Origin of the sequence: Enterobacter cloacae complex sp. IR5418 (assembly GCF_049238105.1) — a bacterium.
Classification (GTDB): Bacteria; Pseudomonadota; Gammaproteobacteria; order Enterobacterales; family Enterobacteriaceae; genus Enterobacter; species Enterobacter hormaechei.
This window is the reverse complement of the sequence record NZ_JBMKHS010000009.1, coordinates 92,286-117,132: the sequence shown is the minus strand read 5'-3', so window position 1 is coordinate 117,132 and position 24,847 is coordinate 92,286. Positions and strand designations below refer to the sequence as shown.

Sequence of the window (24,847 nt, the reverse complement as noted above, 5' to 3'; positions counted from 1 at the left end):
GCAAGCGTCGGGGCTGCGTCTGGCCTTAATTCAGGCCGAGATGTTTCCACAGATCGTCCATCGGCAGCGTGGCCAGCGCGATACACTCGTCCGCCGCGCCATACCAGATATGCAGCGTGTCATTACGGACCAGCGCCCCGCAGGTAAAGACGACGTTACCGAAAAAGCCTTCACGCTCATAGGGCGCACTCGGCTCCAGCAGCGGCACAGAGGATTTGGCGATGAGGGTGAGCGGGTCTTCAGGATCCAGAAGCAGAGCGCCCAGGCAGTAACGCTGGCTGGCGTCCACGCCGTGATAAATTTCCAGCCAGCCGCGCGCGGTCTTGATCAGCGGCGCACCGCCGCCAGATTTAAGCGCATCCCATTCGTCTCCCGAGCGTCCCAACAGATGCCGATGGTTTCCCCAGTGCAGCATATCGGGTGACTCGCAGATCCATATTTCCGGGTGGCCGAAATGGCAGGGCGCAGGCCGGGTAAGCGCCCGGTAGGCTCCGCCAACCTTCTCCGGGAAGAAACAGACGTCGCGGTTATCAGGGCAGAAAATCAGCCCTTTCTTCTCGACGGAGACAAAATCTACGGTGGTCGCCAGAGCGGTGGAGATACCCAACGATGACACGGCGGAGTAATTGATGTACCAGACATCGTCAATCAGGGTAATGCGCGCATCTTCACAGCCAAACTCCTCATAGCGGCTGTCGGCAGTGATGAAAGGCTGTTCATCGATGGTGAAATTCACCCCGTCCCGGCTTCGTGCCAGGCGCAGGTGGGACATCGACGTTAGCCAGACCTGAGCCGGGTCGCTTTTCAGCACGATGGTACGCGGGTCGCTAAAATCATAGCGAGGGTCGTTGCGGTCAAACGTTTTTGTCGCTGGCTGCCAGCCACCAGGCTGCTGCACCAGAAGCGGAACGACGATCTTCTGTGGATCATCATTTATCACGCTCTCGGCAACCCGAAGCAGCAGGATAATCTCCCCATGATGCTCCGTTACCCCGGCGTTAAAGACGCACTCCACTTTCCGTCCTGGCAGAGAAGGCACCACGTCGCCTGGGGTGATCAGCGGATTATTACCGTGTCTCTTCATATACACTCCTTTTTATCAGAATTTGATTTTTGTCCAGCTGCGGCGCGTTTTGCCCGTACAGGACATCCGCTTCAATGGCCCACAAGGGGTTTTGTACCGGCTGGCCAAAATTCACGGCCACCCAGACCTGCTCCTGCGGCGTGGTTCGGGTGAACCAGACGCACTCCCTATGGCGTGTCAGTGGGCTGCACTCTCCATGCTGTAGCGCCCCGATGGTGGCACGAAGCGCAATGAAGGTCTGGTACTCACGCCATAACGATCCGGGCGTCGATAACTGATGTTCGGCATTGAGGAAGGGATAGTCCTGGCTGACGGGCATCCACGGCGTGCGGGTGGAAAAACCCGCAAACGGGCCGTCGCGCCAGAGGAACGGGCCGCGAGACCCATCCCGGGAATGTTCAATGGCCTGCGCCAGCGCGTCGGCAGCACTGCAACCCTGCCGCATGGCCGTGTCGTAGTAGGTTTTCCCCTGAATATCAAAAATCTCTTCCACCGTCTGCGGCACGTAGTCAGGCATCCCCAACTCCTCGCCCTGAAAAATAAACGGCACGCCGCGCACGGTCAGCTGTAGCGCCAGGACAGCCAACGCCCGGGCGGTGTCGTGCGGGCCTTCGCCGAAGCGGCTAATCATGCGCGGCATATCGTGGCTGGAAAAGAACAGCGTCGGCAGACCAGACTGCATCGCCAGCGTGGCGTTAATCTCGTCGCACAGGCGTGCCGCATCGAAGGTTTTCTGACTGCCAATATTGAAGTTAAAGACCACGTCCATCAGCGACGGAGCCTGGTAACGCGCCAGGATCTCCCTCTCCTCGCTACCAATTTCGCCAATCAGGAAAACATCACGTTGCTGCCTGGCATGCTGGCACAGGCGTTGCAGCGTGCCGATAAGTCCCGGCTGATTCACGTCATGTTCATGCTGTTGCACGCCAGCTTTCGCCGGGTTATCAGGCCCGATGCCGCGAGTGCTGAGGAAGTTAATCACGTCGAAGCGGAAGCCATCGACGCCCAGCCCCTGCCAGAAATCAATCACCTGAAACATTTCCTGCTCTACCGCGGGGTTCGCCCAGTTTAGATCCACCTGCTCTGGCGCGAATTTATGGTAGTAGAACATGCCGGTGTCCGGCTCCTGGCTCCAGGCGCTGCCGGAAAAAAAGGACTCCCAGTTGTTAGGGTGGGCGCTGAAGATGAAATAGTCCCGATAGCGGCTTGCGGGATTATTCCAGGCATCCTGAAACCACGGATGCTGCGAAGAGACATGATTAAGCACCAGGTCGATAATGACGCGGATCCCCTTTTCATGGCAGCGATGAACGACATCGCGAAAATCGTCCAGCGTGCCGAACCGTGGATCGACGGCGCAGTAATCGCTGATGTCATACCCGTTATCCACCAGAGGAGAGGGATAAAACGGGGTGATCCAGATGGCACCGATCCCTAACGCGCCCAGGTAATCCACTTTTGAGAGCAGGCCGGGGAAATCACCCAGCCCGTCGCCATTGCCATCGCAAAACGAGGGCAGATAAATTTGGTAGCAGGTGCAGGCCTGCCACCAGGGTTGCTTCTTCACCGTACGTTCCTTATTTCAGTGATAACGACATGCCCTGAAGGAAATATTTCCGGAACAGGATAAACAACAGGATGACCGGTAGCATTTGCACCACGGCCCCCGCCATCACAGGCCCCAGATAAACGCCGTAGGATTTGCTGAAGGTAGCCAGCAGTACCGAAAACGGCATTTTGTCGGCATCGCGCATGACAATCAGCGGCCAGAGGAAGTTGTCCCACGAGCTTGAGAAGGTAAATAACGCCACGATCGCCAGAATGGACTTGTTCAGCGGCATCATGACGTGGCGCAGAATGGCCCACAGGCTGGCATGATCCAGACGCGCGGCGTACAGGTAATCGTTGGGCGTGCCCTTAAAGCTCTGGGATACCATAAAGATCCCCCAGGCGCTCATCGCATAAGGCAGGATCATGGCACTGTAGCGGTTGATCAGCCCTAGCTCACGCATCAGCACAAACTGCGGAATGATGAACATAAACACCGGGAAAACCATCTGCACAATCAACAGATTACGGAAAGCGTTTTTGCCTCTGAATTCCGTTTTTGCCAGCGCATAGCCCACCAGCATGGAGGTGACAGTCACGCTCGCGGTCACGGTGGCGGAGACGAAAAGCGAGTTAAACAGCGTGCGCAGAAAGGGTTTATCTGCACGGTTGCTGTTATCGAAAAGGAAGGTGTAATTTTCGAGCGTCAGCGTGCCCGAAAAGAGATCCGTGGTGTAAATCTGCGCCGTGGGCTTCAGGGATGACACCACCATCCAGACGAACGGATAGAGCCAGCTTAACGCCAGAATAAACATCAGCGCATGAATTAGCAGGCTCAGGGGCGTGAGTTTTTTCATTCATACAATCTCAATGTGCTTTTCGAATAACCGACGAAATAGCCAAATCATCAGAAAACTACAGGCAGCGACAATAATCGACATGGCAGCCGCCCAGGTGGGTTTCATATTTTGAAACGCGGCTTCGTACATCACCACCATGGGGCTGGTGGTACTGTTCAGTGGCCCGCCGCCGGTAATTAAATACGGCTCTGTAAAAATACTGAACGCCACCGTAATAGCCAGCACCATAACCATCACAATTTGCGGATTCATCATCGGCAGCGTTATTGCCCACCCTTTCTGAAAACGTCCGGTTTTATCGAGAATGGCCGCACTGTAAATATCTGCCGGGATAGCCTGCATACCGGAATAGAGAATTAACCCGTAATAGCCGACAAATTTCCAGGTCACAATAAGCGCAATAGAGAGCATCGCGCAGTCAGGGTTGGTAAACCACGGCACGGAAATCCCAAACCATGCAGACAATAAGCGGTTGATCGGGCCATACTCATTAAACAGGCGCGAAAAGACAATCGAGTACGCCACCCCAGACGAGATATTGGCCAGCAAAAAACTTAAGGCGATAAACCCTCTGCCAAAGTTAATTCTGCGTAACCCGGCGGCAAAAAGCAGGGCGGTAATAAATACGATCGGGATATACCACATTAAAAAGCGGCAGATGTTCCACATGGATGTCCAGAATAGCGCATCGTGCAGTACGCCAATAATATTCTGCAACCCTGTAAATTGCGGCATGCCAATAAACTGCCAGCGGGTCACGCTCAGTACCACCAGCCAGGCAAGCGGGTAAAACCAGAACAGCAGCGAATAGCCAATCCAGGTGGAGGCCAGAAGGCCTCCGGTTCGGGATTCATATCCAGCCATTATGCCCCCTACTGGCCCGCGAGCGCGTTGATTTCCTGCTGAGATTGTTTCAGCGCATCGGCAGGTGTACTGGTTTTGAATATCACGCGCTCAAGCATCTGCGTCATGCTGCGCTGGACTTCTGTCGTCTGGTTTGTTGCCGCAGGCGGAAGGGCGACGTCCACCCAGGAGGCAATCTGTTTCTCAAGCGGATTTTGTTTGAAGTAACTGACAAAGATCGGATTACTCATGAGATCCGCGCGCGCGGGCGGCATCCCCGTCAACTCAAGCCACAGACGGTCATGCTCCGGGTTGCTAAAGACCCACTTCATAAATTGCCAGGCCTGCGCCTTCCGCTTGCTGGAACTGAAGATCACCAGACCTTTACTGTCGCCGAACGTATACGGGTGTTCAATGCCCTTCTCGGTCAGCATCGGGCCGATCTGAATCGTTTTTAAAATATCCGGATACTGCTTGCGATAGCGGGCTAAATCCCACGGCCCGCGCGCAGAGGCGATAACCTGCCCCGTGGCGAGCGGATCCTCGGCGGAGGTGAAGTCGTAGCTGCTCCACTTATTGTTAAACACGTTAGCCATGAAGGTCAGTACAGCCTCGCCAGCAGGCGTAGTCAGCGCAGGTTTTTTGTCGATAAGATACGGCTTGCCCTGGCTCTGGGCGTAAAACAGCGGAATGAAGTCGAACCAGCGCTCCCACCAGTTTTTACCGGCCGTAAGCTGTATCACGTAGCCGTGATTATCTGCCGCACGACGCTTCGCCAGCGCATAAAGCTCATCGTAGCGAACCGGTACCCGATCAAAGCCGTAACGCTTCAATAAATCACCGCGCCACCACCAGACAATCGGGTTGATATATACCGGCAGTACCGTTTGTTTACCGTTTAATTCCCATGCGGGCAGCAGAGAAGTCATTTGCCGTTTCTGAATCGTTTCCTGAAAACCCGGCATTTTGGATAAATCTTCTATCTGCCCAACATCCACCAGCTGGCTGGCAAAGCCAATAAATATATTGGTAGAAATATCCGGCTCAGTACCTGACGCCAGCGCGTTCATTATTGCTTCTTCTGAACTGTTTGCGGCAGGAATAGCGGTAAATTCGACGGGCATATGGGCGGGATCTTTATTCCATTCGGCAACAATTTTACTCCAGAATGCTTCTTCGTTGACGGTGGGCGTAACCCACATTTTGATTGTTTCGCGCGCCCCGGATTGCGCCTCTTTTTTATCATCAGGCCCGCAGCCGGTAAGAAAAAAGAGGAGTATTACCGATGCTATTAATTTCGCTGCTTCTGCAACTCTCACGTTATATCTCCCTGATGTCGATAAGTGTTAATCGCTAACTGCTGCCCTCTGTGAATGGTGCGTAAGCTAACACCCCTTTTTTATGTTTAACGTTAAACAAATCACAAAACTATTTATATTTAACGATAAACTCAGCCGCTATTATTTCTTTAATTACATCCCATAAATAAGTTGCGTGAATATTAAATGCCCAAATCATTTAGCAAAATAAAGAATAAAAAGGTGACGATTAAATCGCTGGCAGCGGAGATGGGTATTTCACATACCACGGTGTCAAACGCGTGGAATAATCCCGAAAAGCTCTCTGTCGAATTACGTGAAAGGATACTCGGGCACGCCCGTCGGGTGGGATTTCAGGGGCCGGATAAACTCGCCCGGGCATTACGCACCGGAAAATCCGGTGCGATCGGCGTTATCTTTAACGATGCCATGAGTTATGTCTTTATCGATCCGCATGACGTCAGCCTGATGCGCGGCGTCGCGACCCGCTGCGAAGATCGTAATATTAATCTGGTTCTCATCCCGCTTCAAAAGGGGCCGTCATCGCTCACCACCCTGGTGGACGGGTATATTCTCAACGCCACGCATAACAGCGCCGCCATTATTCAGCAGACATTGGCCCGCAATCTGCCGGTAGTGACGCTCGATTTTCAGCTTCCGCAGTTCAGCAGCGTGTCGGTGGATAACATGCGCGCCATGCATGATATCGCCACCCTCCTGATCCAAAAAGGTCATCGCCATTTCGGCATTATTGCCTTCCCTTCTCACCCGAACGCGCGCGCGATACGCCCACTGACGCACCCCATAACGGGCGATAACCACCTCATGCTGACCCGCGTGAATGCCTGCCGCGATGCGTTTCAACAGCACGGTATCGCGCTCAGCAACTGCTGGCTGTGCGAAACCCATCACGATGAGCCACACGGTGAACAGGCAGCAGAAGCATTGCTGACGGCACACCCGGACATCACGGCGCTGATCTGCTTATCCGATCGTTTTGCCATCGGTGCGGTGAATTATTGCCAGCGGCAGCGTCTTGCTATACCTGGCCGGGTCGCCATTACCGGGTTCGACAATACCGCCCGGCAGCTCAACGGGCCGGGGCTTACCACCGTGGCGCAGAACGCCGAACGTAAAGGTGAAATTGCGGTTGATCTGCTTCTGAACAATGGCCCTGTCACCCACGTTGTGCTGGAACACCAGCTTATCGAGCGTGATACGGCATGAGATAACCCTGCTTAAGATAAGAGTGAACTATGGATGAACTAACGTGTTTTAAGACTTATGACATTCGTGGCGACGTTGGCGTCAATCTCACGCCCGACATTGCGCGTCGCATCGGGCGGGCGTATGCCGTCTGGCTGCATCCCCGGCGCGTGGTGGTAGGGGCTGATGTTCGTCTCAGTTCGGAGGCGCTAAAAATGGCCCTGATCGACGGGCTTACCGCAGGCGGCGTTGATGTCATCGACCTGGGCATGACCGGTACGGAAGAGGTCTATTTCGCCACCCGGGAATTGAGGGCAGACGGAGGGATCCAGGTGACGGCCAGCCACAATCCCGCGCATTACAACGGCTTTAAGCTGGTCGGTCTGGAGGCGCGCCCAATCAGTAATGACAACGGTCTGCTGGAGATCAAAGCACTGGCGGAGCAAAACCGCTTTCCGCCATGCGTGCGCCGTGGGGGGATTTTTCCCTATGACAATCGCCCGGCCTGGGTGAACTGTCTGCTGCGATTTCTCACTACGCCCCCGAAACGCACGTTACGCCTGGTGGTCAACGCCGGGCACGGCACCGCTGGTCCGGCGCTGGATGCCCTTGATGAGGGCCTGAAGCGTGCGGGCGTGCCGGTCGAGTTTATCCGTATACATCACCAGCCAGATGGCCGCTTTCCCGCTGGCGTACCTAACCCCATGCTGCCGGAAAACCGACAAAGTACCCGGCTGGCCGTCATCGAACATCACGCGGATGCTGGCATCGCCTGGGACGGTGATTTCGATCGCTGCTTTTTCTTCGACGAGCGCGGAAATTACGTTGAGAACTATTACCTGGTGGGGCTGTTTGCTGAACATTTTCTGCGGCGCTATCCCGGCAGTCGCGTCATTCTGGACCCCCGCTTAATCTGGAACACGCTCGACGTGGTCGCACACTGCGGCGGTACCGCAATCGTCAGTAAAACCGGACATGCCTTCATCAAAGCCCGGATGCGCAAGGAAGACGCCATTTACGGTGGCGAGATGAGTGGCCATCACTATTTTCGCGATTTTAACTACTGCGATAGCGGCATGATCCCGCTGATCCTGATGCTCCAGATCCTGGGCGCGGCCGCGCAGCCGCTCTCTCATTGGGTGCGCCACGCGCAGGCCCGCTACCCGGTGTCTGGCGAGATCAACCTGACGGTCAGCGACCCGGCTGCCCTCCTCCATGACGTCGCCGCGCACTATGCCCCCGCCGCAGCCGGACGCGACGACTGTGACGGCCTGAGCCTGGCCTTCGCAGACTGGCGTTTTAACCTGCGCGCCTCCAATACCGAGCCGCTGGTTCGCCTGAATGTTGAAACGCGGGGAGATGCCGCCCTGCTTGTCCATAAAACCCATGAAGTTTTGATGCTGATTTCTGCCCTGCAAGCGGCTAAGGAGACGTTATGACCTCTCTGTCATTACGGCATATTCATAAAAAGTACGATAAAAACGTCATCGTGGCGGATCTGTCACTGGAGATAGCCTCGGGAGAATTTATCGTTCTCGTTGGCCCCTCCGGGTGTGGGAAATCGACGCTGCTGCGCATGATTGCGGGTTTAGAGACGCCCGACAGCGGCATGCTGATGATGGGCGATGAGGATGTCACCCATCTGGCGGCGGGCAAGCGAAGCCTGTCGATGGTTTTCCAGTCCTACGCCCTCTATCCGCATATGACCGTGCGGGAAAACCTCGCTTTTGGCTTGCGTAATATCCGTACCCCGGAGGCCTGCATTGCGCAGCGCATCTCTCATGCCGCCGCCATGCTTAGGCTGGACGAACTGCTCGACCGGCTTCCGCAACAGCTATCCGGCGGCCAGCGCCAGCGCGTGGCGATAGGTCGTTCTATCGTCCAGCAGCCCGCGCTATTCCTCTTTGACGAACCGCTTTCCAATCTGGACGCCGCTCTGCGGGTTGAAATGCGCCAGGAGATCCAGCAGCTCCACAATACCCTGAAAAACACCATGATTTACGTCACGCACGATCAGGTCGAAGCGATGACGCTGGCCGACCGTATCGTGGTGATGTGTAAAGGCAATATTGAGCAGACGGGTACGCCGCTTGAGTTGTACAACGCCCCGGCGAACCGCTTTGTGGCTGAATTTATCGGGACGCCAAAAATCAATATGTTACCCGCCGTCTGGCAGCAGGGCGCATTGCATATCGACTCTGATACCGTTTTTCCGCTTTCGCGGCAGCCCGCAGGCATTCAGGAGGGGGCGCCGGTGTTTGTCGCGATCCGCCCTGAACACCTGCGTTATCAGCAGCCGGGGGATTTTAGCCTGACCGGAAAAACGCGGTTATGCGAACTGCAAGGGGATTCCACACTGGTGTGGCTGGACGTAGCAGGGCACGCCGTGTGTCTGAAATCCTTCCAGCAGTTGAGTCTGCCCCCGCAACAGCGCATTACGCTGACCGTGCAGGAGGCTCATCTGCATCTCTTTGACGCGGCAGGTCAGCGGATTGCATTGTCCGAAAATGCCGCCTGAGCGCGATGTCAGGCGGCAAGGAACGCGCAAACTTACGCCTGACGCAAGTTCTGCGCCGCCTGCACCATATTCGCCAGCGCCGCACGCGTCTCCGGCCAGCCGCGGGTTTTGAGTCCGCAGTCCGGGTTCACCCACAGGCGTTCCGCCGGAATGCGCTGGGCGGCTTTTTTCAGCAGCGCTTCAATCCATTCCACGCTCGGCACGTTCGGGGAGTGAATGTCGTATACGCCCGGCCCGATTTCGTTCGGGTAGTCGAACTCTTCGAACGACTCCAGTAGCTCCATGTCTGAACGCGAGGTCTCGATGGTGATCACATCGGCGTCCAGCGCGGCAATGGAATCCATGATGTCGTTAAATTCGCAGTAACACATGTGGGTGTGGATCTGGGTGTCGTCCTTCGCCACGGCCGCGTTGAGGCGGAACGCCTCCACGCCCCACTGTAAATACGCATCCCAGTCGCTACGACGCAGCGGCAAGCCTTCACGCAGCGCCGGTTCGTCGATCTGAATAATGCCAATCCCTGCCGCTTCCAGATCCGCCACTTCATCACGCAGCGCCAGCGCAATCTGTCTGGCGATGGTTTCGCGGGATACGTCTTCACGCGGGAACGACCAGCAGAGAATGGTCACCGGACCCGTCAGCATGCCTTTTACCGGCTTGTCGGTCAGAGACTGGGCATACTTCGCCCACTCCACCGTAATCGGTTCCGGGCGGCAGACGTCGCCGATCACTACCGGCGGCTTCACGCAGCGGGAGCCGTAGCTTTGCACCCAGCCGTTCTGGGTAAAGACGAAGCCGTCCAGGTGTTCACCGAAATATTCCACCATGTCGTTACGCTCGGCCTCACCGTGCACCAGCACGTCCAGACCCAGACGTTCCTGCTCGACGATCGCCTGCCTGATATGTTCCGCAATGCCGGTGCGGTAGTGATTCGCATCCAGGTTGCCCTTTTTGAAGTCCAGCCGCAGGCCGCGGATCTCGGTCGTCTGCGGGAAGGAGCCGATGGTTGTGGTGGGCCATGCGGGCAGGTTGAAACGGGCGCGCTGCGCTTCGGCGCGCACCTCATACGGGCTGTGGCGCTGGCTGTCCCGGGCGGTGATGGCCGCCAGACGTTTTTCTACTGCCGGGTTATGTACGCGCGTTGAGTGACGACGTGCCTGGATCGGGGCGCTCCAGTCGCTAATCGCTGCCGTGTCGCCGCTGTTCAGCGCGTCGCGCAGCAGGGCCAGCTCCTCACACTTTTGCAGGGCGAAGGCAAACCAGCTTTTCACCTCAGGGTCGAGGCGGGTTTCCACGCTCAGATCGATCGGACTGTGCAGCAGCGAGCAGGATGATGCCACCCACAATTCACGTTTGCCGACAATGTCCTTAATTTGTGCGTATTTCTCGGTCAGATCGGCACGCCAGACGTTACGACCGTTCACCAGACCGGCAGAAAGCAGCCACTCCGCAGGCAGCCGCTTATGCAGTTCTGTCACGTCGTCTTTGCCGTGAACGAGATCAACGTGCAGGCCCTGAACCGGCAGCGCGGTAATAGTGTCGAGGTTCGGCGTTACGCCCTCGAAATAGGTGGTCAGCAGCAGCTTCACCTGGCCCGTGAGCGCGTCATACGCCGGTTTAAAGGCATTCAGCCACGCCTGCGGCAGCTCCAGCACCAGCGCCGGTTCATCGATTTGCACCCACTGAATGCCACGCTTGCCCAGCTCAATCAGCACCTGTCTGTAGACCGGAAGAATATCGTTCAGCAGGCTGAGGCGGTCAAACTGTTCGCCCTTCACTTTACCCAGCCACAGGTAGGTGACCGGCCCCAGCAAAACGGGCTTCACCTGGTGGCCCAGCGCCAGCGCTTCGTCTACTTCGTCCAGAAGCTGGGTCCAGGTCAGCTTAAACTGCTGACCCTTAACGAACTCCGGCACCATATAGTGATAGTTGGTGTTAAACCACTTGGTCATTTCCGCCGCTGCCGCTGGCTCACCCGTTGGCGCGCGGCCACGGCCAATGCGGAACAGGGTATCGATATCCACCGATCCATCGCTGTTCTGATGACGAGCCGGCACGTTGCCCAGCAGCAGGCTGGTGGTCAGAACATGGTCGTACCAGGCGAAATCGCCCACCGGCAGCAGGTCTACGCCCGCCTGTTTTTGCTGATCCCAGTGGCGGGCGCGCAGCTCGCGCCCTACCGCCAGCAGTTCTTCGCGGGTAGCGTTGCCCGCCCAATAGCTTTCTTGCGCTTTTTTCAGCTCACGACGCAGACCAACGCGAGGGAAACCGAGAGTGTGAGTGCGGATTGTCATTTTTTCTTCCTCTAATGTGTTGTAAATCCTTTGGATTTTGAATTTAGGGAAGGCGGCAAGTTTGCTCATCCCCGGGAGCTTACATGAGTAAGTGACCGGGGTGAGTAAACGCAGCCAACGCACCATAAATTTAAAAGACGAAGGATTTTAGCCGTCCAGATGTTTACACTTCTATAATTGGCGGGTACTGTATATTCCTCAAGCGCAAAATGTTCATGGCGGAGTGAAGGACTTTCATGATCGAGATAAAACACCTGAAAACGCTACAAGCGTTGCGGAACTGCGGTTCTCTTGCGGCGGCGGCGGCCACGCTGCACCAGACCCAGTCTGCCCTTTCTCACCAGTTCAGCGATCTGGAACAACGCCTCGGCTTTCGTCTGTTTGTGCGTAAGAGCCAGCCTTTACGCTTTACGCCGCAGGGCGAAATTTTGCTTCAGCTGGCGAATCAGGTGCTGCCGCAGATTGCCAGCGCGTTGCAGTCCTGCAACGAGCCGCAGCAGACCACCCTGCGCATCGCCATTGAGTGTCACAGCTGTATTCAGTGGCTGACCCCCGCGCTTGAGAACTTCCGCCAGAAGTGGCCGCAGGTGGAGATGGACTTCAAATCCGGCGTCACGTTTGATCCGCAGCCGTCGCTTCAGCAGGGTGAACTGGATCTGGTGATGACCTCAGATATTCTGCCGCGCAGCGGTCTGCACTATTCGCCGATGTTTGATTTTGAGGTGCGTCTGGTGCTGGCCCCGGATCATCCGCTGGCTACCAAAACGCGCATCACGCCGGAAGATCTGGCAACGGAGACGCTGCTGATTTACCCGGTGCAGCGCAGTCGTCTGGATATCTGGCGTCACTTTCTGCAACCCGCGGGCATCAGCCCACAGCTGAAAAGCGTGGATAACACGCTGCTGTTAATTCAGATGGTGGCGGCCAGAATGGGGATCGCGGCGCTGCCGCACTGGGTGGTCGAGACGGTTGAACGCCAGGGTCTGGTGGTCACCAAAACCCTGGGTGAAGGACTGTGGAGCCGTCTGTACGCCGCCGTGCGCGACGGCGAGCAGCGTCAGCCGATTACGGAAGCGTTTATTCGCTCAGCGCGGAACCACGCGTGCGACCATCTTCCGTTTGTGCGGAGCGCGGAGCGACCCAGCGGCGATGTACCCACAGTGAAGCCAGGATCACCGATCCCCCAATAAGGAAACTCGGCCAGTGCGGCTGCTCCTGCCAGATGGCGAGGTTTACCAGTAGCCCCGCTGGCACATGGACGTTGTTCATGATCCCCAGCGTCCCGGCGTCTACCTGCGTAGCGCCGTAGTTCCACATAAAGTAACCCAGCCCCGACGCCACAACGCCCAGCCAGACCAGAACGCTCCATTGCACGGTAGTGGTCGGCAGCTTTTGCGGATTGCCGAGCATAAACCACGCCGCTACCGCGACAATCGCCGCGCCCATATAGAACCACGCAAACGCGTTATGCTGCGGCATCGGGCGGGTCTCCATCAGGCGTTTGTAGCCCACCATCCCGATGGCGAAGCTGATATTGGCGAGCTGGACGAACATCAGCCCGGTCCAGAAGTGATCGCTGACTTTGTCATAGCGAATAATCGCCGCGCCAATCACCGCCAGCGCGGCGCTCAGCAGGTATCCCCAGCGCAGACGGCGCTTGCTGAGCAGGTCGTAAATCAGCGTGATGTAGAGCGGCGTCAGCACGGTAAAGAGCAGGAATTCGGAGACGGACAGATAGACGTAGGCCCGGAAGCTGAACAGATACATGATGCCGAGCTGCATCGCGCCCACCAGCATATAGAGCAGGATCGTTTTCAGCGATTGTCCCCGCGTGCGCAGAAACGGCAGGAACACCAGCGCCGCCAGCCCTACGCGCATCAGCACGGAAAAGTAGCTGTCGACCGATCCGGCAAGGTATTCGCCAATCAGACTAAAGGAGAAGGCCCACAGGATAGTGGTGATAATGAGTAGCGCCACAATGCTTGTCTCTGAGAAAGAAGGAGAGGCATTGTAGCGAACTCTTTAGTTGACATCTGAACAATAAACAACCGAATGAAGATTATTCAAGGAACAGTTTGCGCAGATACTTAGGCACGGCGTTATCGCCGTTGGTGCCGATCACTTCCAGCTCCGGGTGCAGATCTTTCAGACGCTGGTGTGCGTTCTGCATGATGCAGCCTTTACCCGCCATCGAGAGCATCTCGGCGTCGTTCATGCCGTCACCAAAGGCGATGCAGTCTTTCAGATCAAAGCCCAGCCGTTTTGCTACCGCTTCCAGCGCATGGCCCTTGGAGACGCCGCCCGCCATCACTTCCAGACAGGTCAGGGTGGAGAAGCTTACGTTCACGCGATCGCCCCAGCGGGCGTTGATCGCCTGCTCCAGCGGCAGCAGCGCTTCATGGCTTTCACAGGTAAAGAACACCTTGCTGATCCCTTCAGGATCCAGCAAACCCGGCTCGTACAGTGAGTACTGGAATACGGCTTCCTTGAAGAAACGCATTTCATCCGGGCGATGACGGTTCATAAACCACTCGTCGTCGCGGTAAACGTTAGTGACGATATCCGGGTTGTTATGCACAATGCCGAACAAATCGGTGGCGATGTCGCGATCGAGATTGTGGGTAAAGATCAGGTTGCCATCCGTGTCATGTACGCGCGCGCCGTTGGAGGTGATCATGTACGACTTGATCTCCAGATTATCGCGGATCTGCCCCACGTCCACGTGGTGGCGGCCGGTAGCGAAGACAAAGTTCACGCCACGGGCAGTCAGGAGTTTTAAGGTCTCTTTCGCGTAAGGCGACAGGGTGTGGTCGGGGGAAAGCAGCGTGCCATCTAAATCAGATGCAACAACCTGGTACATAGGGATTTCAACCTCTGGTGGAAAACAATAATCAGTTATGCCTGTTGAAAAATTCAACAATGGCGTTGAGCGCGACTGAGCGCATAGCGTCCTTTTCAAAAAGGATCTCATGGTACGCGCCGTTGATGACCAGCGGTTTACCCCCTTCACAGGGATGGCCCGCCGCGGCGCGAAGTTCACAATAGCGGTCATGCATGCGGTTATCCACCACACGCTCTTCTTCCGCCTGAATCAGAAGCGTCGGCGTGTCATCACCGCCTACGCCCGCCAGCACCTGCTCACCGGCATGAATACCTTCCCGCACCCAGTGCCAGGTGGGGCCGCCAACGCGCAGACGCGGTTCATCGGCATAAAAGCGCAGGTTGCGGCGATAACGCTGCCGACTGTGGGTTAACACGTTGATGGCAAACGGCAACGCCCGCCAGCGTCCTGTGCCGATGGCATAGCCTTCACGAATGCGCTGATGGCCCTCAGCCCAGTCGAGAAGATGGCGCACCATCCAGTCAGGAAAACGTATCACAATGCCGTACATCGGCGCGGTCAGCGCAATGGCATCGCACTGGTGCTGATGGCGCTGCAAAAACAGCGTCGAAATGGCGCCACCCATGGAGTGGGCAAGAATATAACGCTTGCGCCACGGGCCGGGCTGCACTTCCTGCTGCCAGAACGCGGCCAGATCGTCGACGTAATCGCTGAAGTTATCCACGTGACCGCGATGGGTATCCGGCAACATCCGGCCGGAAAGCCCCTGCCCGCGATGGTCGATAATTAACACATCAAAGCCCAGATGGAACAGGTCATACGCCAGTTCAGCATATTTGATGTAGCTTTCGATACGCCCGGGGCAGACTACAATCACCCGGTCATTTTTTTCATCACGGAAACGAACGAAGCGCACCGGGATATCCCCGACGCCCATAAACTCATCTTCCTCACGCTGGCGCCAGAAGTCGGTCAGCGGCCCCATGGAGAAAGCAGCAAATGCGTTTTCTCGTGTTTCCCAGTCCTTTTTCTGCTGAAACATTGGGTTTCCACCCCCGTAATTCAGGGAATATCGTTTTTTTCGTCACCGGTCACAAAATGACTCAACAATAGCGTATTGTGGCATAAAAACAGACGATCCGGGAGTTTCAAATGACCTTCGAGTGGTGGTTCGCTTATCTGCTGACATCCATTATCCTCAGCCTTTCGCCTGGCTCGGGTGCCATTAACACCATGACCACCTCCATCAACCACGGCTATCGCGGTGCGGCGGCGTCGATTGCCGGATTGCAGACCGGGCTTGGCATTCACATTGTGCTGGTGGGGATTGGTCTGGGGACATTGTTCTCCCGTTCGGTGCTGGCCTTTGAGGTGCTGAAATGGGCCGGTGCGGCGTATCTCATTTGGCTGGGTATTCAGCAGTGGCGCGCGGCAGGCTCGATTGACCTGAATACGCTCTCCCGGACGCAAACGCGTGGCCACCTGTTTAAGCGCGCGGTGTTCGTGAATCTGACCAACCCGAAAAGCATTGTGTTCCTCGCCGCCCTGTTCCCGCAGTTTATCGTGCCGCATCAGCCACAGGTGATGCAGTACGTGGTGCTCGGCGCGACCACCATTATTGTCGATATCATTGTGATGATTGGTTACGCGACGCTGGCGCAGCGAATTGCGGCGTGGATCAAAGGGCCTAAGCAGATGAAGGCCCTGAATAAAGTCTTTGGTTCGCTGTTTATGCTGGTTGGCGCGCTGCTTGCGTCAGCGCGTCATGCTTAGCGAGAGATGATGAGATGAATGCCGAAGCCGGCGAACAGCGCGCCGGCAAAGCCGTCGATCCACTTCGCGATGCGCTGATAGCCGCGACGCATCGCCGGTAAGGCAAACAGGCTTGCCACAACGGTAAACCAGGCGAACGTCTCAACGACGATCAGAAGGAAGATCCCCCAGCGCGCGCCTGCGCCGACATTATCACCCACAAACAGCGAGAACACGGAGCCGAAGTAGATAATCGCTTTCGGGTTCGCCAGGTTGGTCAGCAGCCCTTTCACAAAGCTGCGACCGCCCGTTGCCAGTTCAACCTTTGGCTCTTCCGGCTTTTTCTCTTCTTTCTTCAGCGCCCCGCGCAGCATCTGGTAGCCCATCCAGCACAGGTACAGCCCGCCACCGACCATAATGATGTTATGCAGCCACGCCATTTTCGCCAGGATCAGGTTCAGACCGAGCAGCGCGACCGCCGCCCAGATCATGACGCCCATGGTAATACCGAGCACGCCCATCATTGCCTCTTTGCGGGAGCGGCTGACGGCCGTTTGCGACACGAAGAAAAAGTCAGGGCCAGGGCTCATCAGCGCAACGATGTGCACTAATGCCACGGTGAGAAATAGCATTAACATAATTAGCTCGCGGGGAAATAATGTAGTGAGTCATCATCCTGGCACTTTTTTGCCCGGCTGACTACTCCTCGTCATCACCATCGGCGTGGGCGCGGATGAGCGCCATAAACTCTTTACCAAAGCGCTCCAGCTTACGCGTGCCGACGCCGTTGACGCTGAGCATCTCGCTGGCGCTGAGCGGCATCTGTTCGGCCATCTCAATCAGCGTCGCGTCGTTGAATACCACGTACGGCGGGATGTTTTCTTCGTCCGCAATCGCTTTACGCAGCTTGCGCAGTTTGGCGAACAGCTTGCGATCGTAGTTGCCGCCGTAGGATTTTTGCATCACGCGCGGCTTGAGGGCGATGACGCGCGGCACGGCGAGCTTGAGTTCAACGTCACCGCGCAGGACCGGACGCGCGGCCTCCGTAAGCTGAAGTGCCGAGTGTTGGGCAATATTTTGCGTGGCAAAGCCGAGGTGGATCAGCTGACGGATGATACTCACCCAGTGCTCGTGGCTTTGGTCTTTCCCGATGCCGTAAACCGGCAGCTTGTCGTGACCCATATCGCGGATACGCTGGTTGTTAGCCCCGCGCAGCACTTCGACGACATAGCCCATCCCAAAGCGCTGATTGACGCGATAGATTGTCGAGAGCGCTTTACGCGCGTCCATCAGGCCGTCGTACTGCTTCGGCGGGTCAAGGCAGATATCGCAGTTGCCGCACGGCGCCTGACGCCCTTCACCAAAGTAGTTGAGCAGCACCAGACGGCGGCAGGTTTGCGCTTCAGCGAAGGCGCCCATCGCGTTGAGCTTATGGCGTTCGATATCCTGCAACTGCCCCTGCGGTTTCTCTTCCAGGCAGCGGCGCAGCCACGCCATATCCGCCGGATCGTAAAACAGCATCGCTTCCGCAGGCAGGCCGTCACGCCCGGCGCGGCCGGTTTCCTGATAGTAGGATTCGATATTGCGCGGAATGTCGAAATGCACCACAAAGCGCACGTTGGGCTTGTTGATCCCCATCCCGAACGCCACCGTTGCGACGACGATTTGCAGGTCGTCGCGCTGGAATTTCTCCTGCACGTCGGCGCGGATGTGGTTCTCCAGCCCGGCATGATAAGCCGCGGCGCTAAAGCCACGGTTTTGCAGACGCGCGGCGGTGTCTTCCACCTTCGCGCGGCTGTTGCAGTAGATGATGCCGGACTTGCCGCGCTGCTCCTGCACGTAGCGTAAGAGCTGATCCAGCGGCTTGAACTTTTCCATCAGCATATAGCGGATGTTCGGGCGGTCGAAGCTGCTGACCTGAATATACGGGTCGTTCAGCCCCAGCAGGCGAACGATGTCCAGACGCGTGGTGTCGTCCGCCGTGGCGGTAAGCGCCATAAACGGCAGTTCGGGGAAGCGCTGACGAAGCTGGCCAAGAGCGGCATATTCCGGGCGGAAATCGTGCCCCCACTGGGAGATACAGTGCGCTTCATCCACCGCCAGCAGTACCGGGTTCCAGTGCGCCAGGTGATCGAGGAAGTTATCCAGCATCAGGCGTTCTGGCGCGATATACAGCAGGCGGATTTGTCCGGTGCGGCACCCGGCCATCACCTCCTGCTGCTGCTCGCGAGTTTGCGTCGAGTTCAGGCACGCCGCCGCCACGCCGTTGGCGAGCAGTTGGTCAACCTGGTCTTTCATCAGGGAAATAAGGGGCGATACCACGACCGTCAGGCCGTTAAGCACCAGCGCGGGAACCTGATAACAGAGGGATTTACCGCCGCCGGTCGGCATGACCACCAGGCAATCGCGGCCTTCCAGCACGGTTTCAATGATGGTTTCCTGGCCGGGGCGGAACTGCTGGTAGCCAAAGGTTTCATGCAAAACCTGTTTAGCCAGCGACTCCTGATTCAATACTTCCGCCTGCGCCACATTAACCCCATATGCCAGAAATGAAACAGGCGCTATTTTCAGCGCCTGAGAGAGAAACTTCAACGTTTAACGCAAAAACATTCGAGCAGCTTAGAAAATATCGTTCAGCATGACGCCCACACCGACGCGGGTCTGGTTGAAGTTGTAATCGATAAGCGATTCGCCATACCCGCTATACACCTGAGTATAGAGACGAACGTGTTTCGTCACCGGGTAGCTCAGGCCCAGCTCTGCGCCGCCGTAGCCGGTATTCCAGTTGTACTGGCCTTTGGCACTCAGCACCGCGTCACCCAGCTGATAGCCCACTTTAAGCTGATAGTAGCCCATGTATTTGGTGATATCCGGGTTGTCATCGGTGCTGCCCACCACGTACCACGGCTTCACTTCCACCATGAAATTGCCGTTCTGCGCCATCAGACGCGTATAGATGCGGTTCCAGCTGCGTGAGGTTGGGTCGGAACGACCATTGGAATCGTGGTTATAGCCCACCTCCACGTCTCGCAGCGTCCAGCCTGCAAACTCATAATCGGTGGCGAAACCGAGGAACAGCTGCGGTTCATAGTTGGTTTCGCGGAACGGTGAAGATTCTCCGCTGTTTGAGAGCTGCCACCATGACTTCTGCGTGTAAGACGCGCCAAGCACCGAGTTCGGCCCCAGGATACCGCGCCAGAACGGGAAGGCGAGGCTGAGCTGGAACTTCACCTCATCTTTACGCGCATTATCAGACCAGTTATAGGAGCTTATCGCCTCTTTGTTGAGATCGCTGGTCTGGGTGTAGATCACGTAGTTTGTGTCATACGGGTACAGCGTGAACGGATTGTCATGCTCCTGAAGCATATTGGCGATGATGCTGCCCTTAACGGCAGGTTTATCATGCACCTCTTTGATCGTCGCTTCCTGCGCATATGCTGTGAGGGGCAGCGCAACCGCCGCCAGTAACCAACCCAGATACGTCCGCATCGGTGGTGTTCTCCTGAAATGGTGACATTTAATGAATAGTTTTGTCCGGGCATTCTACAGACTTCTGCGATAACTTCCGCTTCCTCGTTTCTTAAAGTGGCATTCCTTTATCCTGAAGCATAAAATCAACATTTTGTTAACAACAAGGATGCCACGTCAGATGTCAGCCACACTCACCGCCGAAGAAACCTTAAAGCTCGTGGGCGAGATTTTTGTGTACCACATGCCGTTCAACCGTGCACTGGGTCTTGAGCTGGAGCGATACGAAAAAGATTTTGCTCAGTTGAGTTTCAACAATCAGCCAATGATGGTCGGTAACTGGGCGCAAAGCATTTTGCACGGCGGGGTGATTGCCTCTGCGCTGGACGTGGCGGCCGGTCTGGTGTGCGTGGGCAGCACGCTGACGCGCCATGACACCATCAACGAAGATGAGTTACGCCAGCGCCTGTCGCGCATGGGTACCATCGATTTACGCGTCGACTACCTGCGTCCGGGACGCGGAAACCGCTTTACCTGCACCAGCAGCCTGCTGCGCGCCGGGAATAAAGTTGCCGTCGCCCGCGTTGAGCTGCATAACGAGGAGCAGGTTTATATCGCCAGCGCAACCGCCACTTATATGGTGGGTTGAGGCGGCAATTTCGGGTAAAATTACTTCACTTCTTTGTAACGGATTTTCCCGATGGATGCTAAACAGACGCGGCAGGGCGTTTTACTCGCCCTTGCCGCTTATTTTATTTGGGGTATCGCGCCAGCGTACTTCAAGCTTATCGCCTATGTACCGGCGGACGAGATCCTCACTCACCGCGTTATCTGGTCGTTTTTCTTCATGATTGCGCTGATGAGCATCAGCCGTCAGTGGTCCGGCGTCAAAACGCTGCTGAAAACCCCGAAAAAGGTCTTCCTGCTCGCGCTCTCTGCGGTGCTGATTGGCGGAAACTGGCTACTGTTTATCTGGGCGGTGAATAACCATCACATGCTCGAAGCCAGCCTGGGCTACTTTATTAACCCGCTGGTGAATATTTTGCTGGGGATGATTTTCCTCGGCGAGCGCTTCCGCCGGATGCAGTGGGTGGCGGTGATTCTGGCCTTCTGCGGCGTGCTGGTACAGCTGTGGACCTTCGGCTCGCTGCCGGTTATCGCCCTCGGCCTGGCGTTCAGCTTTGCGTTTTACGGTCTGGTGCGTAAGAAAATCGCCGTGGAAGCGCAGACGGGAATGCTGTTTGAAACCCTGTGGCTGCTGCCGGTTGCCGCGATTTACCTGTTTGGCATTGCTGACAGCGCCACCAGCCACATGGGCAGTAACCCGTGGTCGCTGAACCTGATGCTGATGGCCGCAGGCGTGGTCACGACGATCCCTCTGCTGTGCTTCACCGGCGCGGCAACGCGTCTGCGCCTCTCCACGCTGGGCTTCTTCCAGTACATTGGCCCGACGCTGATGTTCCTGCTGGCGGTTGTGTTTTACGGCGAGGTGCCGGGTGCGGATAAGATGGTGACCTTCGCCTTTATCTGGGTGGCGCTGGCGATTTTCGTCGCCGATGCGATTTATACCCAGCGTAGAACCCGCAGAGGAATGTAGGTGTTTTGTAGGGCGGGTAAGCGCAGCGCCACCCGCCAGATTTTAAAGCCAGTTCTTCCGCTTAAAGTACAGATACGGCGCCAGCCCGGCGAGGATCATAAAGATAATCGCCCCCGGGTAGCCAAAGCTCCACTTCAGCTCCGGCATAAACTCAAAGTTCATCCCGTAGCTCGACGCCACCAGCGTAGGCGGCAGGAACACCACGGACACCACCGAGAAGATCTTGATGATGCGGTTCTGCTCGATGTTGATAAAGCCCATCGCCGCCTGCATCAGGAAGTTCACCTTCTGGAACAGGGATTCATTGTGCGGCAGCAGGGATTCGATATCGCGTAAGATCTCACGCGCCTGCTCCAGCTGACCGCCCGGCAGACGCGCCTTGCGCACCAGGAAGTTCAGCGCGCGCTGGGTATCCATCAGACACAAACGCACCTTCCAGCCGATATCTTCCAGCTCTGCCAGCGTGGACAATGCTTCGTCGTACTCATCGCCCTGATGGCCTTCCATGATCACGCGGCTCAGCTTTTCCAGGTCGCTGTAGATGTTTTCGATTTCATCCGCCAGCTGTTCGATTTTGGTTTCGAACAGATCCAGCAGCAGCTCATAGGCGTTGCCGTCCATCATCGCCTGGCTGCGGGCGCGCATGCGGTAGAGACGAAACGCAGGCAGTTCGCGCTCGCGCAGGGTGAAGAGGCGGCCATCGCGGATGGTGAACGCCACGGTGGAGTTCCCCGCGTGGTCTTCCGCATCTTCAAAGAAGAAGAAGGAGTGAATGTGCAGGCCGTCTTCGTCTTCAAAAAAACGGGCGGATGCTTCGATGTCTTCCAGCTCCGGGCGTGTCGCCAGGCTTTGCCCCAGTTCAGATTGTACGCGAAGGCGCTCATCGTCGTCCGGCTCGACCAGATCCACCCATACGGCATCAATGAGGGGCTGTGACTCTTCGGCTTCAAGCCGAGTCAGTCGGTTATTTTCGAGTTGAAATGCGCTCAACATGACCGGGACTCCCAATGCAAAAAATATCGGACAGTTCGGTGGGCACACAGAAACAAATTGGGTTTCAGACCATTAAACAGCCTGACTCAGCGCGACGGGAATGATGCAGTCGCTGACAACCACTAAGGCCATCAGCAAGAGGAGATAGCCTTAGGAGTTGTTCCTGGATGACAGGGAATTGAGCCAGTATCTACTGGGTGTGTCCAAGGCGAATGTCCTCTTAGCGTAATCGTGCGCGCATGTTACGCCAGCAATAACTGTGGCGTCAACACGCAACGGAACGCTGAAGGGCATTAATTGACCTTCAACGTATAAGGCTAGCAGATTATTAAAAAATAGTGATATTTTTCTGAAAGTTACACACTTTCCAGCTTAGCATAGGCTGCCACCAGCCATTTAATCCCCTGGCCCTGGAACGCCACCTGCAAACGGCTGTGCTCGCCGCTGCCTTCCAGGTTGACGATGGTGCCTTCGCCAAACTTCGAGTGGCGCACGCGCTGGCCCAGCTTGTACCCGGTGTCGGTTTCAGAGATCGGCGAGCCCATACGCTGATGGCTGACCGGACGGCTGATGCTGGCGCGCAGGCGCACCTCTTCCACGCACTCCTCCGGCAGTTCGCCGATAAAGCGCGACGGACGGTGATACACCTCTTTCCCGTACAGGCGGCGGGTTTCGGCGTAGGTCAGGGTCAGCTTCTGCATCGCACGGGTCACGCCCACGTAGGCCAGACGACGCTCCTCTTCCAGACGCCCACCTTCATCCAGCGACATCTGGCTCGGGAACATCCCCTCTTCCATCCCGACGATGAACACCTGTGGGAACTCCAGACCTTTCGCAGAGTGCAGGGTCATCAGCTGAACCGCATCCTGCCAGGTGTCCGCCTGCCCTTCACCCGCCTCAAGCGCGGCGTGAGAGAGGAATGCCTGCAACGGCATCAGGTCTTCGTCTTCTTCGTTGTAGCTGAACTGGCGCGTTGCCGTCACCAGTTCCTCTAAGTTCTCAATACGGGTCTGGCCCTTTTCACCTTTTTCCTGCTCGTACATGGTGCGCAGGCCGGAATCTTTGATCACCCGGTCGGTCTGGACGTGCAGCGGCATGTCGGCCGTTTCCTGCGCCAGCGCGTCGATTAACTCCAGGAAGCGCTGCAACGCGCTGGCGGCGCGTCCGGCGAGGGCTTTTTCCTGTAACAGCTCGCGGCAAGCCTGCCACAACGTGAGCTGACGATCGCGCGAGGCCTGACGCACCACGTCCAGCGTACGGTCACCGATGCCGCGCGTCGGCGTGTTCACCACGCGCTCAAACGCCGCGTCGTCGTTACGGTTGGCAATCAGACGCAGATACGAGAGCGCATCTTTGATCTCCTGACGCTCGAAGAAGCGCATACCGCCATAAATGCGGTACGGCATGCTCACCTGCAACAGCGCCTCTTCCAGCACACGTGACTGGGCGTTGCTGCGATAGAGAATGGCACACTGCTCCAGCGCGCCGCCGTTCTCCTGCCAGGTTTTAATGCGGTTCACCACGAAGCGCGCTTCGTCAAGCTCATTGAAGGCGCAGTAAATCGAAATCGGTTCGCCGTCGACGCCATCGGTCCACAGCTTTTTACCCAGGCGCCCGTTATTGTTCTCAATCAGGGCATTGGCCGCGCTCAGAATGTTGCTGGTTGAGCGGTAGTTCTGCTCCAGACGGATGGTTTGCGCGCCGGGGAAATCGTTGAGGAAGCGCTGGATGTTCTCTACCTGCGCGCCGCGCCAGCCGTAGATAGACTGGTCGTCATCGCCTACGATCATCACCTTGCCGGTATCCCCGGCCAGCAGGCGGATCCACGCGTACTGGATGTTGTTGGTATCCTGGAATTCGTCCACCAGGATGTTGGTGAAGCGTTCACGGTAGTGTTGCAGGATATGCGGTTTGTTGAGCCACAGCTCGTGGGCACGCAGCAGCAGCTCGGCGAAATCCACCAGACCGGCGCGATCGCACGCTTCCTGATAGGCCTTGTAGACGTTCTGCCAGGTCTGTTCGACTGGATTACCGAAGCTCTGGATATGATGTGGGCGCAGCCCTTCGTCTTTCTGACCGTTGATGTACCACATCGCCTGACGCGGCGGCCACTGCTTCTCGTCGAGGTTCATCGCCTTGATCAGGCGCTTCAGCAGGCGGAGCTGATCTTCGCTGTCGAGGATCTGGAAATCCTGCGGCAGGTTAGCGTCCATATGGTGCGCACGCAGCAGACGGTGCGCCAGGCCATGGAAGGTGCCAACCCACATGCCGCCCTGGCTGGTGCCCATTAGCTGCGCGATACGGTGGCGCATCTCTGCCGCCGCCTTGTTGGTAAACGTCACCGCCATAATCGAGTACGGCGAACAGTTCTCCACGCTCTGTAGCCAGGCGATACGGTGAACGAGCACGCGCGTCTTACCACTGCCCGCTCCAGCCAGTACCAGCAGGTTTGTACGCGAGGCGGCAACCGCGTCACGCTGTTTATCATTAAGGCTGTCGAGCAGGTAAGAAACGTCCATTGGC

At 56.7% G+C, this 24,847-nt stretch carries 22 protein-coding genes; 7 read left to right on the top strand and 15 right to left on the bottom strand.

The annotated features are described in order from the left end of the window. Positions 1 to 25 precede the first annotated feature (25 nt). From ACOTX7_RS09820 to ACOTX7_RS09800, 5 genes are read right to left on the bottom strand one after another with little or no spacing between them, the layout of a single operon-like run. A complete protein-coding gene (locus tag ACOTX7_RS09820) occupies positions 26 to 1,084 on the bottom strand; it encodes a glycoside hydrolase family 130 protein (RefSeq protein WP_047355013.1) in 1,059 nt (352 codons plus the stop codon). Then, on the bottom strand, positions 1,068 to 2,651 hold the full coding sequence (locus tag ACOTX7_RS09815; RefSeq protein ID WP_221813404.1) for an alpha-glucosidase: 1,584 nt from the start codon (positions 2,649 to 2,651) through the stop codon (positions 1,068 to 1,070). Before ACOTX7_RS09815 ends, ACOTX7_RS09820 begins: the two co-directional genes overlap by 17 nt. 10 nt (positions 2,652 to 2,661) lie before the next feature. Then, complete coding sequence (locus ACOTX7_RS09810) at positions 2,662 to 3,489, bottom strand: carbohydrate ABC transporter permease (RefSeq protein WP_221813403.1); 828 nt, start codon at positions 3,487 to 3,489, stop codon at positions 2,662 to 2,664. Then, positions 3,490 to 4,356 (bottom strand): carbohydrate ABC transporter permease, encoded by an 867-nt coding sequence (locus ACOTX7_RS09805; protein ID WP_047355010.1) that lies wholly within the window; start codon positions 4,354 to 4,356, stop codon positions 3,490 to 3,492. Between the two features lie 8 nt (positions 4,357 to 4,364). After that, positions 4,365 to 5,654 carry an ABC transporter substrate-binding protein gene (locus ACOTX7_RS09800; RefSeq protein WP_006812354.1) on the bottom strand — a complete coding sequence of 430 codons (1,290 nt, stop codon included), beginning with the start codon at positions 5,652 to 5,654 and terminating at the stop codon, positions 4,365 to 4,367. Positions 5,655 to 5,840: 186 nt separating this feature from the next. On the opposite strand from ACOTX7_RS09800, the gene ACOTX7_RS09795 reads away from it, so the two are divergent. From ACOTX7_RS09795 to ACOTX7_RS09785, 3 genes are read left to right on the top strand one after another with little or no spacing between them, the layout of a single operon-like run. Continuing rightward, complete coding sequence (locus ACOTX7_RS09795; RefSeq protein WP_221813401.1) at positions 5,841 to 6,881, top strand: LacI family DNA-binding transcriptional regulator; 1,041 nt, start codon at positions 5,841 to 5,843, stop codon at positions 6,879 to 6,881. 29 nt (positions 6,882 to 6,910) lie between these two features. After that, complete coding sequence (locus ACOTX7_RS09790; RefSeq protein WP_221813399.1) at positions 6,911 to 8,299, top strand: phosphomannomutase CpsG; 1,389 nt, start codon at positions 6,911 to 6,913, stop codon at positions 8,297 to 8,299. Continuing rightward, entirely contained in the window at positions 8,296 to 9,378 is a 1,083-nt protein-coding gene (locus tag ACOTX7_RS09785) for an ABC transporter ATP-binding protein (RefSeq protein WP_221813397.1), read from the top strand. Before ACOTX7_RS09790 ends, ACOTX7_RS09785 begins: the two co-directional genes overlap by 4 nt. Before the next feature lie 32 nt (positions 9,379 to 9,410). Here ACOTX7_RS09785 and metE read toward each other — a convergent pair whose 3' ends face one another. Beyond that, positions 9,411 to 11,672, bottom strand: a complete 2,262-nt coding sequence (gene metE, locus ACOTX7_RS09780; RefSeq protein WP_221256756.1) for a 5-methyltetrahydropteroyltriglutamate--homocysteine S-methyltransferase — start codon at positions 11,670 to 11,672, stop codon at positions 9,411 to 9,413. A 236-nt stretch (positions 11,673 to 11,908) separates the two neighbouring features. Here metE and metR point away from each other — a divergent pair, with 236 nt between their 5' ends. Then, entirely contained in the window at positions 11,909 to 12,862 is a 954-nt protein-coding gene (gene metR / locus ACOTX7_RS09775) for an HTH-type transcriptional regulator MetR (protein ID WP_213827079.1), read from the top strand. On the opposite strand, the gene ACOTX7_RS09770 is transcribed toward metR, so the two are convergent. The 3 genes from ACOTX7_RS09770 to pldB all read right to left on the bottom strand — a co-directional run bounded on the left by ACOTX7_RS09770 (position 12,750) and on the right by pldB (position 15,556). Then, on the bottom strand, positions 12,750 to 13,649 hold the full coding sequence (locus ACOTX7_RS09770) for a carboxylate/amino acid/amine transporter (protein WP_006812360.1): 900 nt from the start codon (positions 13,647 to 13,649) through the stop codon (positions 12,750 to 12,752). The two genes, metR and ACOTX7_RS09770, sit on opposite strands and share 113 nt — an antisense overlap. A gap of 82 nt (positions 13,650 to 13,731) precedes the next feature. After that, entirely contained in the window at positions 13,732 to 14,532 is an 801-nt protein-coding gene (yigL, locus tag ACOTX7_RS09765) for a sugar/pyridoxal phosphate phosphatase YigL (protein ID WP_047355003.1), read from the bottom strand. Positions 14,533 to 14,563: 31 nt separating this feature from the next. Continuing rightward, positions 14,564 to 15,556 (bottom strand): lysophospholipase L2, encoded by a 993-nt coding sequence (pldB, locus tag ACOTX7_RS09760; protein WP_221256755.1) that lies wholly within the window; start codon positions 15,554 to 15,556, stop codon positions 14,564 to 14,566. A gap of 110 nt (positions 15,557 to 15,666) precedes the next feature. On the opposite strand from pldB, the gene rhtB reads away from it, so the two are divergent. After that, positions 15,667 to 16,287 carry a homoserine/homoserine lactone efflux protein gene (gene rhtB, locus ACOTX7_RS09755; RefSeq protein WP_028014786.1) on the top strand — a complete coding sequence of 207 codons (621 nt, stop codon included), beginning with the start codon at positions 15,667 to 15,669 and terminating at the stop codon, positions 16,285 to 16,287. Here the strand turns inward: rhtB and rhtC are convergent. From rhtC to pldA, 3 genes are all read right to left on the bottom strand, one after another. After that, positions 16,284 to 16,904, bottom strand: coding sequence for a threonine export protein RhtC (rhtC, locus tag ACOTX7_RS09750; protein ID WP_221256754.1), 621 nt, complete (start codon positions 16,902 to 16,904; stop codon positions 16,284 to 16,286). The genes rhtB and rhtC overlap by 4 nt on opposite strands. A 61-nt stretch (positions 16,905 to 16,965) precedes the next feature. Next, positions 16,966 to 18,795 (bottom strand): ATP-dependent DNA helicase RecQ, encoded by a 1,830-nt coding sequence (recQ, locus tag ACOTX7_RS09745; protein WP_047355000.1) that lies wholly within the window; start codon positions 18,793 to 18,795, stop codon positions 16,966 to 16,968. Positions 18,796 to 18,885: 90 nt separating this feature from the next. After that, positions 18,886 to 19,755, bottom strand: a complete 870-nt coding sequence (gene pldA / locus ACOTX7_RS09740; RefSeq protein ID WP_003860803.1) for a phospholipase A — start codon at positions 19,753 to 19,755, stop codon at positions 18,886 to 18,888. 160 nt (positions 19,756 to 19,915) lie between these two features. Here pldA and yigI point away from each other — a divergent pair, with 160 nt between their 5' ends. Both yigI and rarD read left to right on the top strand, forming a co-directional pair. Then, complete coding sequence (yigI, locus tag ACOTX7_RS09735) at positions 19,916 to 20,383, top strand: acyl-CoA thioesterase YigI (protein WP_006812366.1); 468 nt, start codon at positions 19,916 to 19,918, stop codon at positions 20,381 to 20,383. Positions 20,384 to 20,434: 51 nt separating this feature from the next. Further along, positions 20,435 to 21,331 carry an EamA family transporter RarD gene (gene rarD, locus ACOTX7_RS09730; protein ID WP_006812367.1) on the top strand — a complete coding sequence of 299 codons (897 nt, stop codon included), beginning with the start codon at positions 20,435 to 20,437 and terminating at the stop codon, positions 21,329 to 21,331. Between the two features lie 42 nt (positions 21,332 to 21,373). Here the strand turns inward: rarD and corA are convergent, their stop codons facing one another. From corA to uvrD, 3 genes are all read right to left on the bottom strand, one after another. Next, entirely contained in the window at positions 21,374 to 22,324 is a 951-nt protein-coding gene (gene corA, locus ACOTX7_RS09725) for a magnesium/cobalt transporter CorA (RefSeq protein WP_003860807.1), read from the bottom strand. A gap of 150 nt (positions 22,325 to 22,474) precedes the next feature. Beyond that, positions 22,475 to 22,531 (bottom strand): YsgD/CorL family protein, encoded by a 57-nt coding sequence (gene ysgD / locus ACOTX7_RS09720; RefSeq protein ID WP_212743980.1) that lies wholly within the window; start codon positions 22,529 to 22,531, stop codon positions 22,475 to 22,477. A 149-nt stretch (positions 22,532 to 22,680) separates the two neighbouring features. Continuing rightward, positions 22,681 to 24,843 carry a DNA helicase II gene (gene uvrD, locus ACOTX7_RS09715; RefSeq protein WP_017383586.1) on the bottom strand — a complete coding sequence of 721 codons (2,163 nt, stop codon included), beginning with the start codon at positions 24,841 to 24,843 and terminating at the stop codon, positions 22,681 to 22,683. Positions 24,844 to 24,847 lie beyond the last annotated feature (4 nt).

Bases quoted from the DNA above. Each gene is read 5' to 3' on its own strand.
- ACOTX7_RS09820 (WP_047355013.1), bottom strand. From the start codon at position 1,084: ATGAAGAGACACGGTAATAATCCGCTGATCACCCCAGGCGACGTGGTG.
- ACOTX7_RS09810 (WP_221813403.1), bottom strand. From the start codon at position 3,489: ATGAAAAAACTCACGCCCCTGAGCCTGCTAATTCATGCGCTGATGTTT.
- ACOTX7_RS09805 (WP_047355010.1), bottom strand. From the start codon at position 4,356: ATGGCTGGATATGAATCCCGAACCGGAGGCCTTCTGGCCTCCACCTGG.
- ACOTX7_RS09795 (WP_221813401.1), top strand. From the start codon at position 5,841: ATGCCCAAATCATTTAGCAAAATAAAGAATAAAAAGGTGACGATTAAA.
- ACOTX7_RS09790 (WP_221813399.1), top strand. From the start codon at position 6,911: ATGGATGAACTAACGTGTTTTAAGACTTATGACATTCGTGGCGACGTT.
- ACOTX7_RS09785 (WP_221813397.1), top strand. From the start codon at position 8,296: ATGACCTCTCTGTCATTACGGCATATTCATAAAAAGTACGATAAAAAC.
- metE (WP_221256756.1), bottom strand. From the start codon at position 11,672: ATGACAATCCGCACTCACACTCTCGGTTTCCCTCGCGTTGGTCTGCGT.
- metR (WP_213827079.1), top strand. From the start codon at position 11,909: ATGATCGAGATAAAACACCTGAAAACGCTACAAGCGTTGCGGAACTGC.
- yigL (WP_047355003.1), bottom strand. From the start codon at position 14,532: ATGTACCAGGTTGTTGCATCTGATTTAGATGGCACGCTGCTTTCCCCC.
- pldB (WP_221256755.1), bottom strand. From the start codon at position 15,556: ATGTTTCAGCAGAAAAAGGACTGGGAAACACGAGAAAACGCATTTGCT.
- rhtB (WP_028014786.1), top strand. From the start codon at position 15,667: ATGACCTTCGAGTGGTGGTTCGCTTATCTGCTGACATCCATTATCCTC.
- rhtC (WP_221256754.1), bottom strand. From the start codon at position 16,904: ATGTTAATGCTATTTCTCACCGTGGCATTAGTGCACATCGTTGCGCTG.
- pldA (WP_003860803.1), bottom strand. From the start codon at position 19,755: ATGCGGACGTATCTGGGTTGGTTACTGGCGGCGGTTGCGCTGCCCCTC.
- yigI (WP_006812366.1), top strand. From the start codon at position 19,916: ATGTCAGCCACACTCACCGCCGAAGAAACCTTAAAGCTCGTGGGCGAG.
- rarD (WP_006812367.1), top strand. From the start codon at position 20,435: ATGGATGCTAAACAGACGCGGCAGGGCGTTTTACTCGCCCTTGCCGCT.
- corA (WP_003860807.1), bottom strand. From the start codon at position 22,324: ATGTTGAGCGCATTTCAACTCGAAAATAACCGACTGACTCGGCTTGAA.
- uvrD (WP_017383586.1), bottom strand. From the start codon at position 24,843: ATGGACGTTTCTTACCTGCTCGACAGCCTTAATGATAAACAGCGTGAC.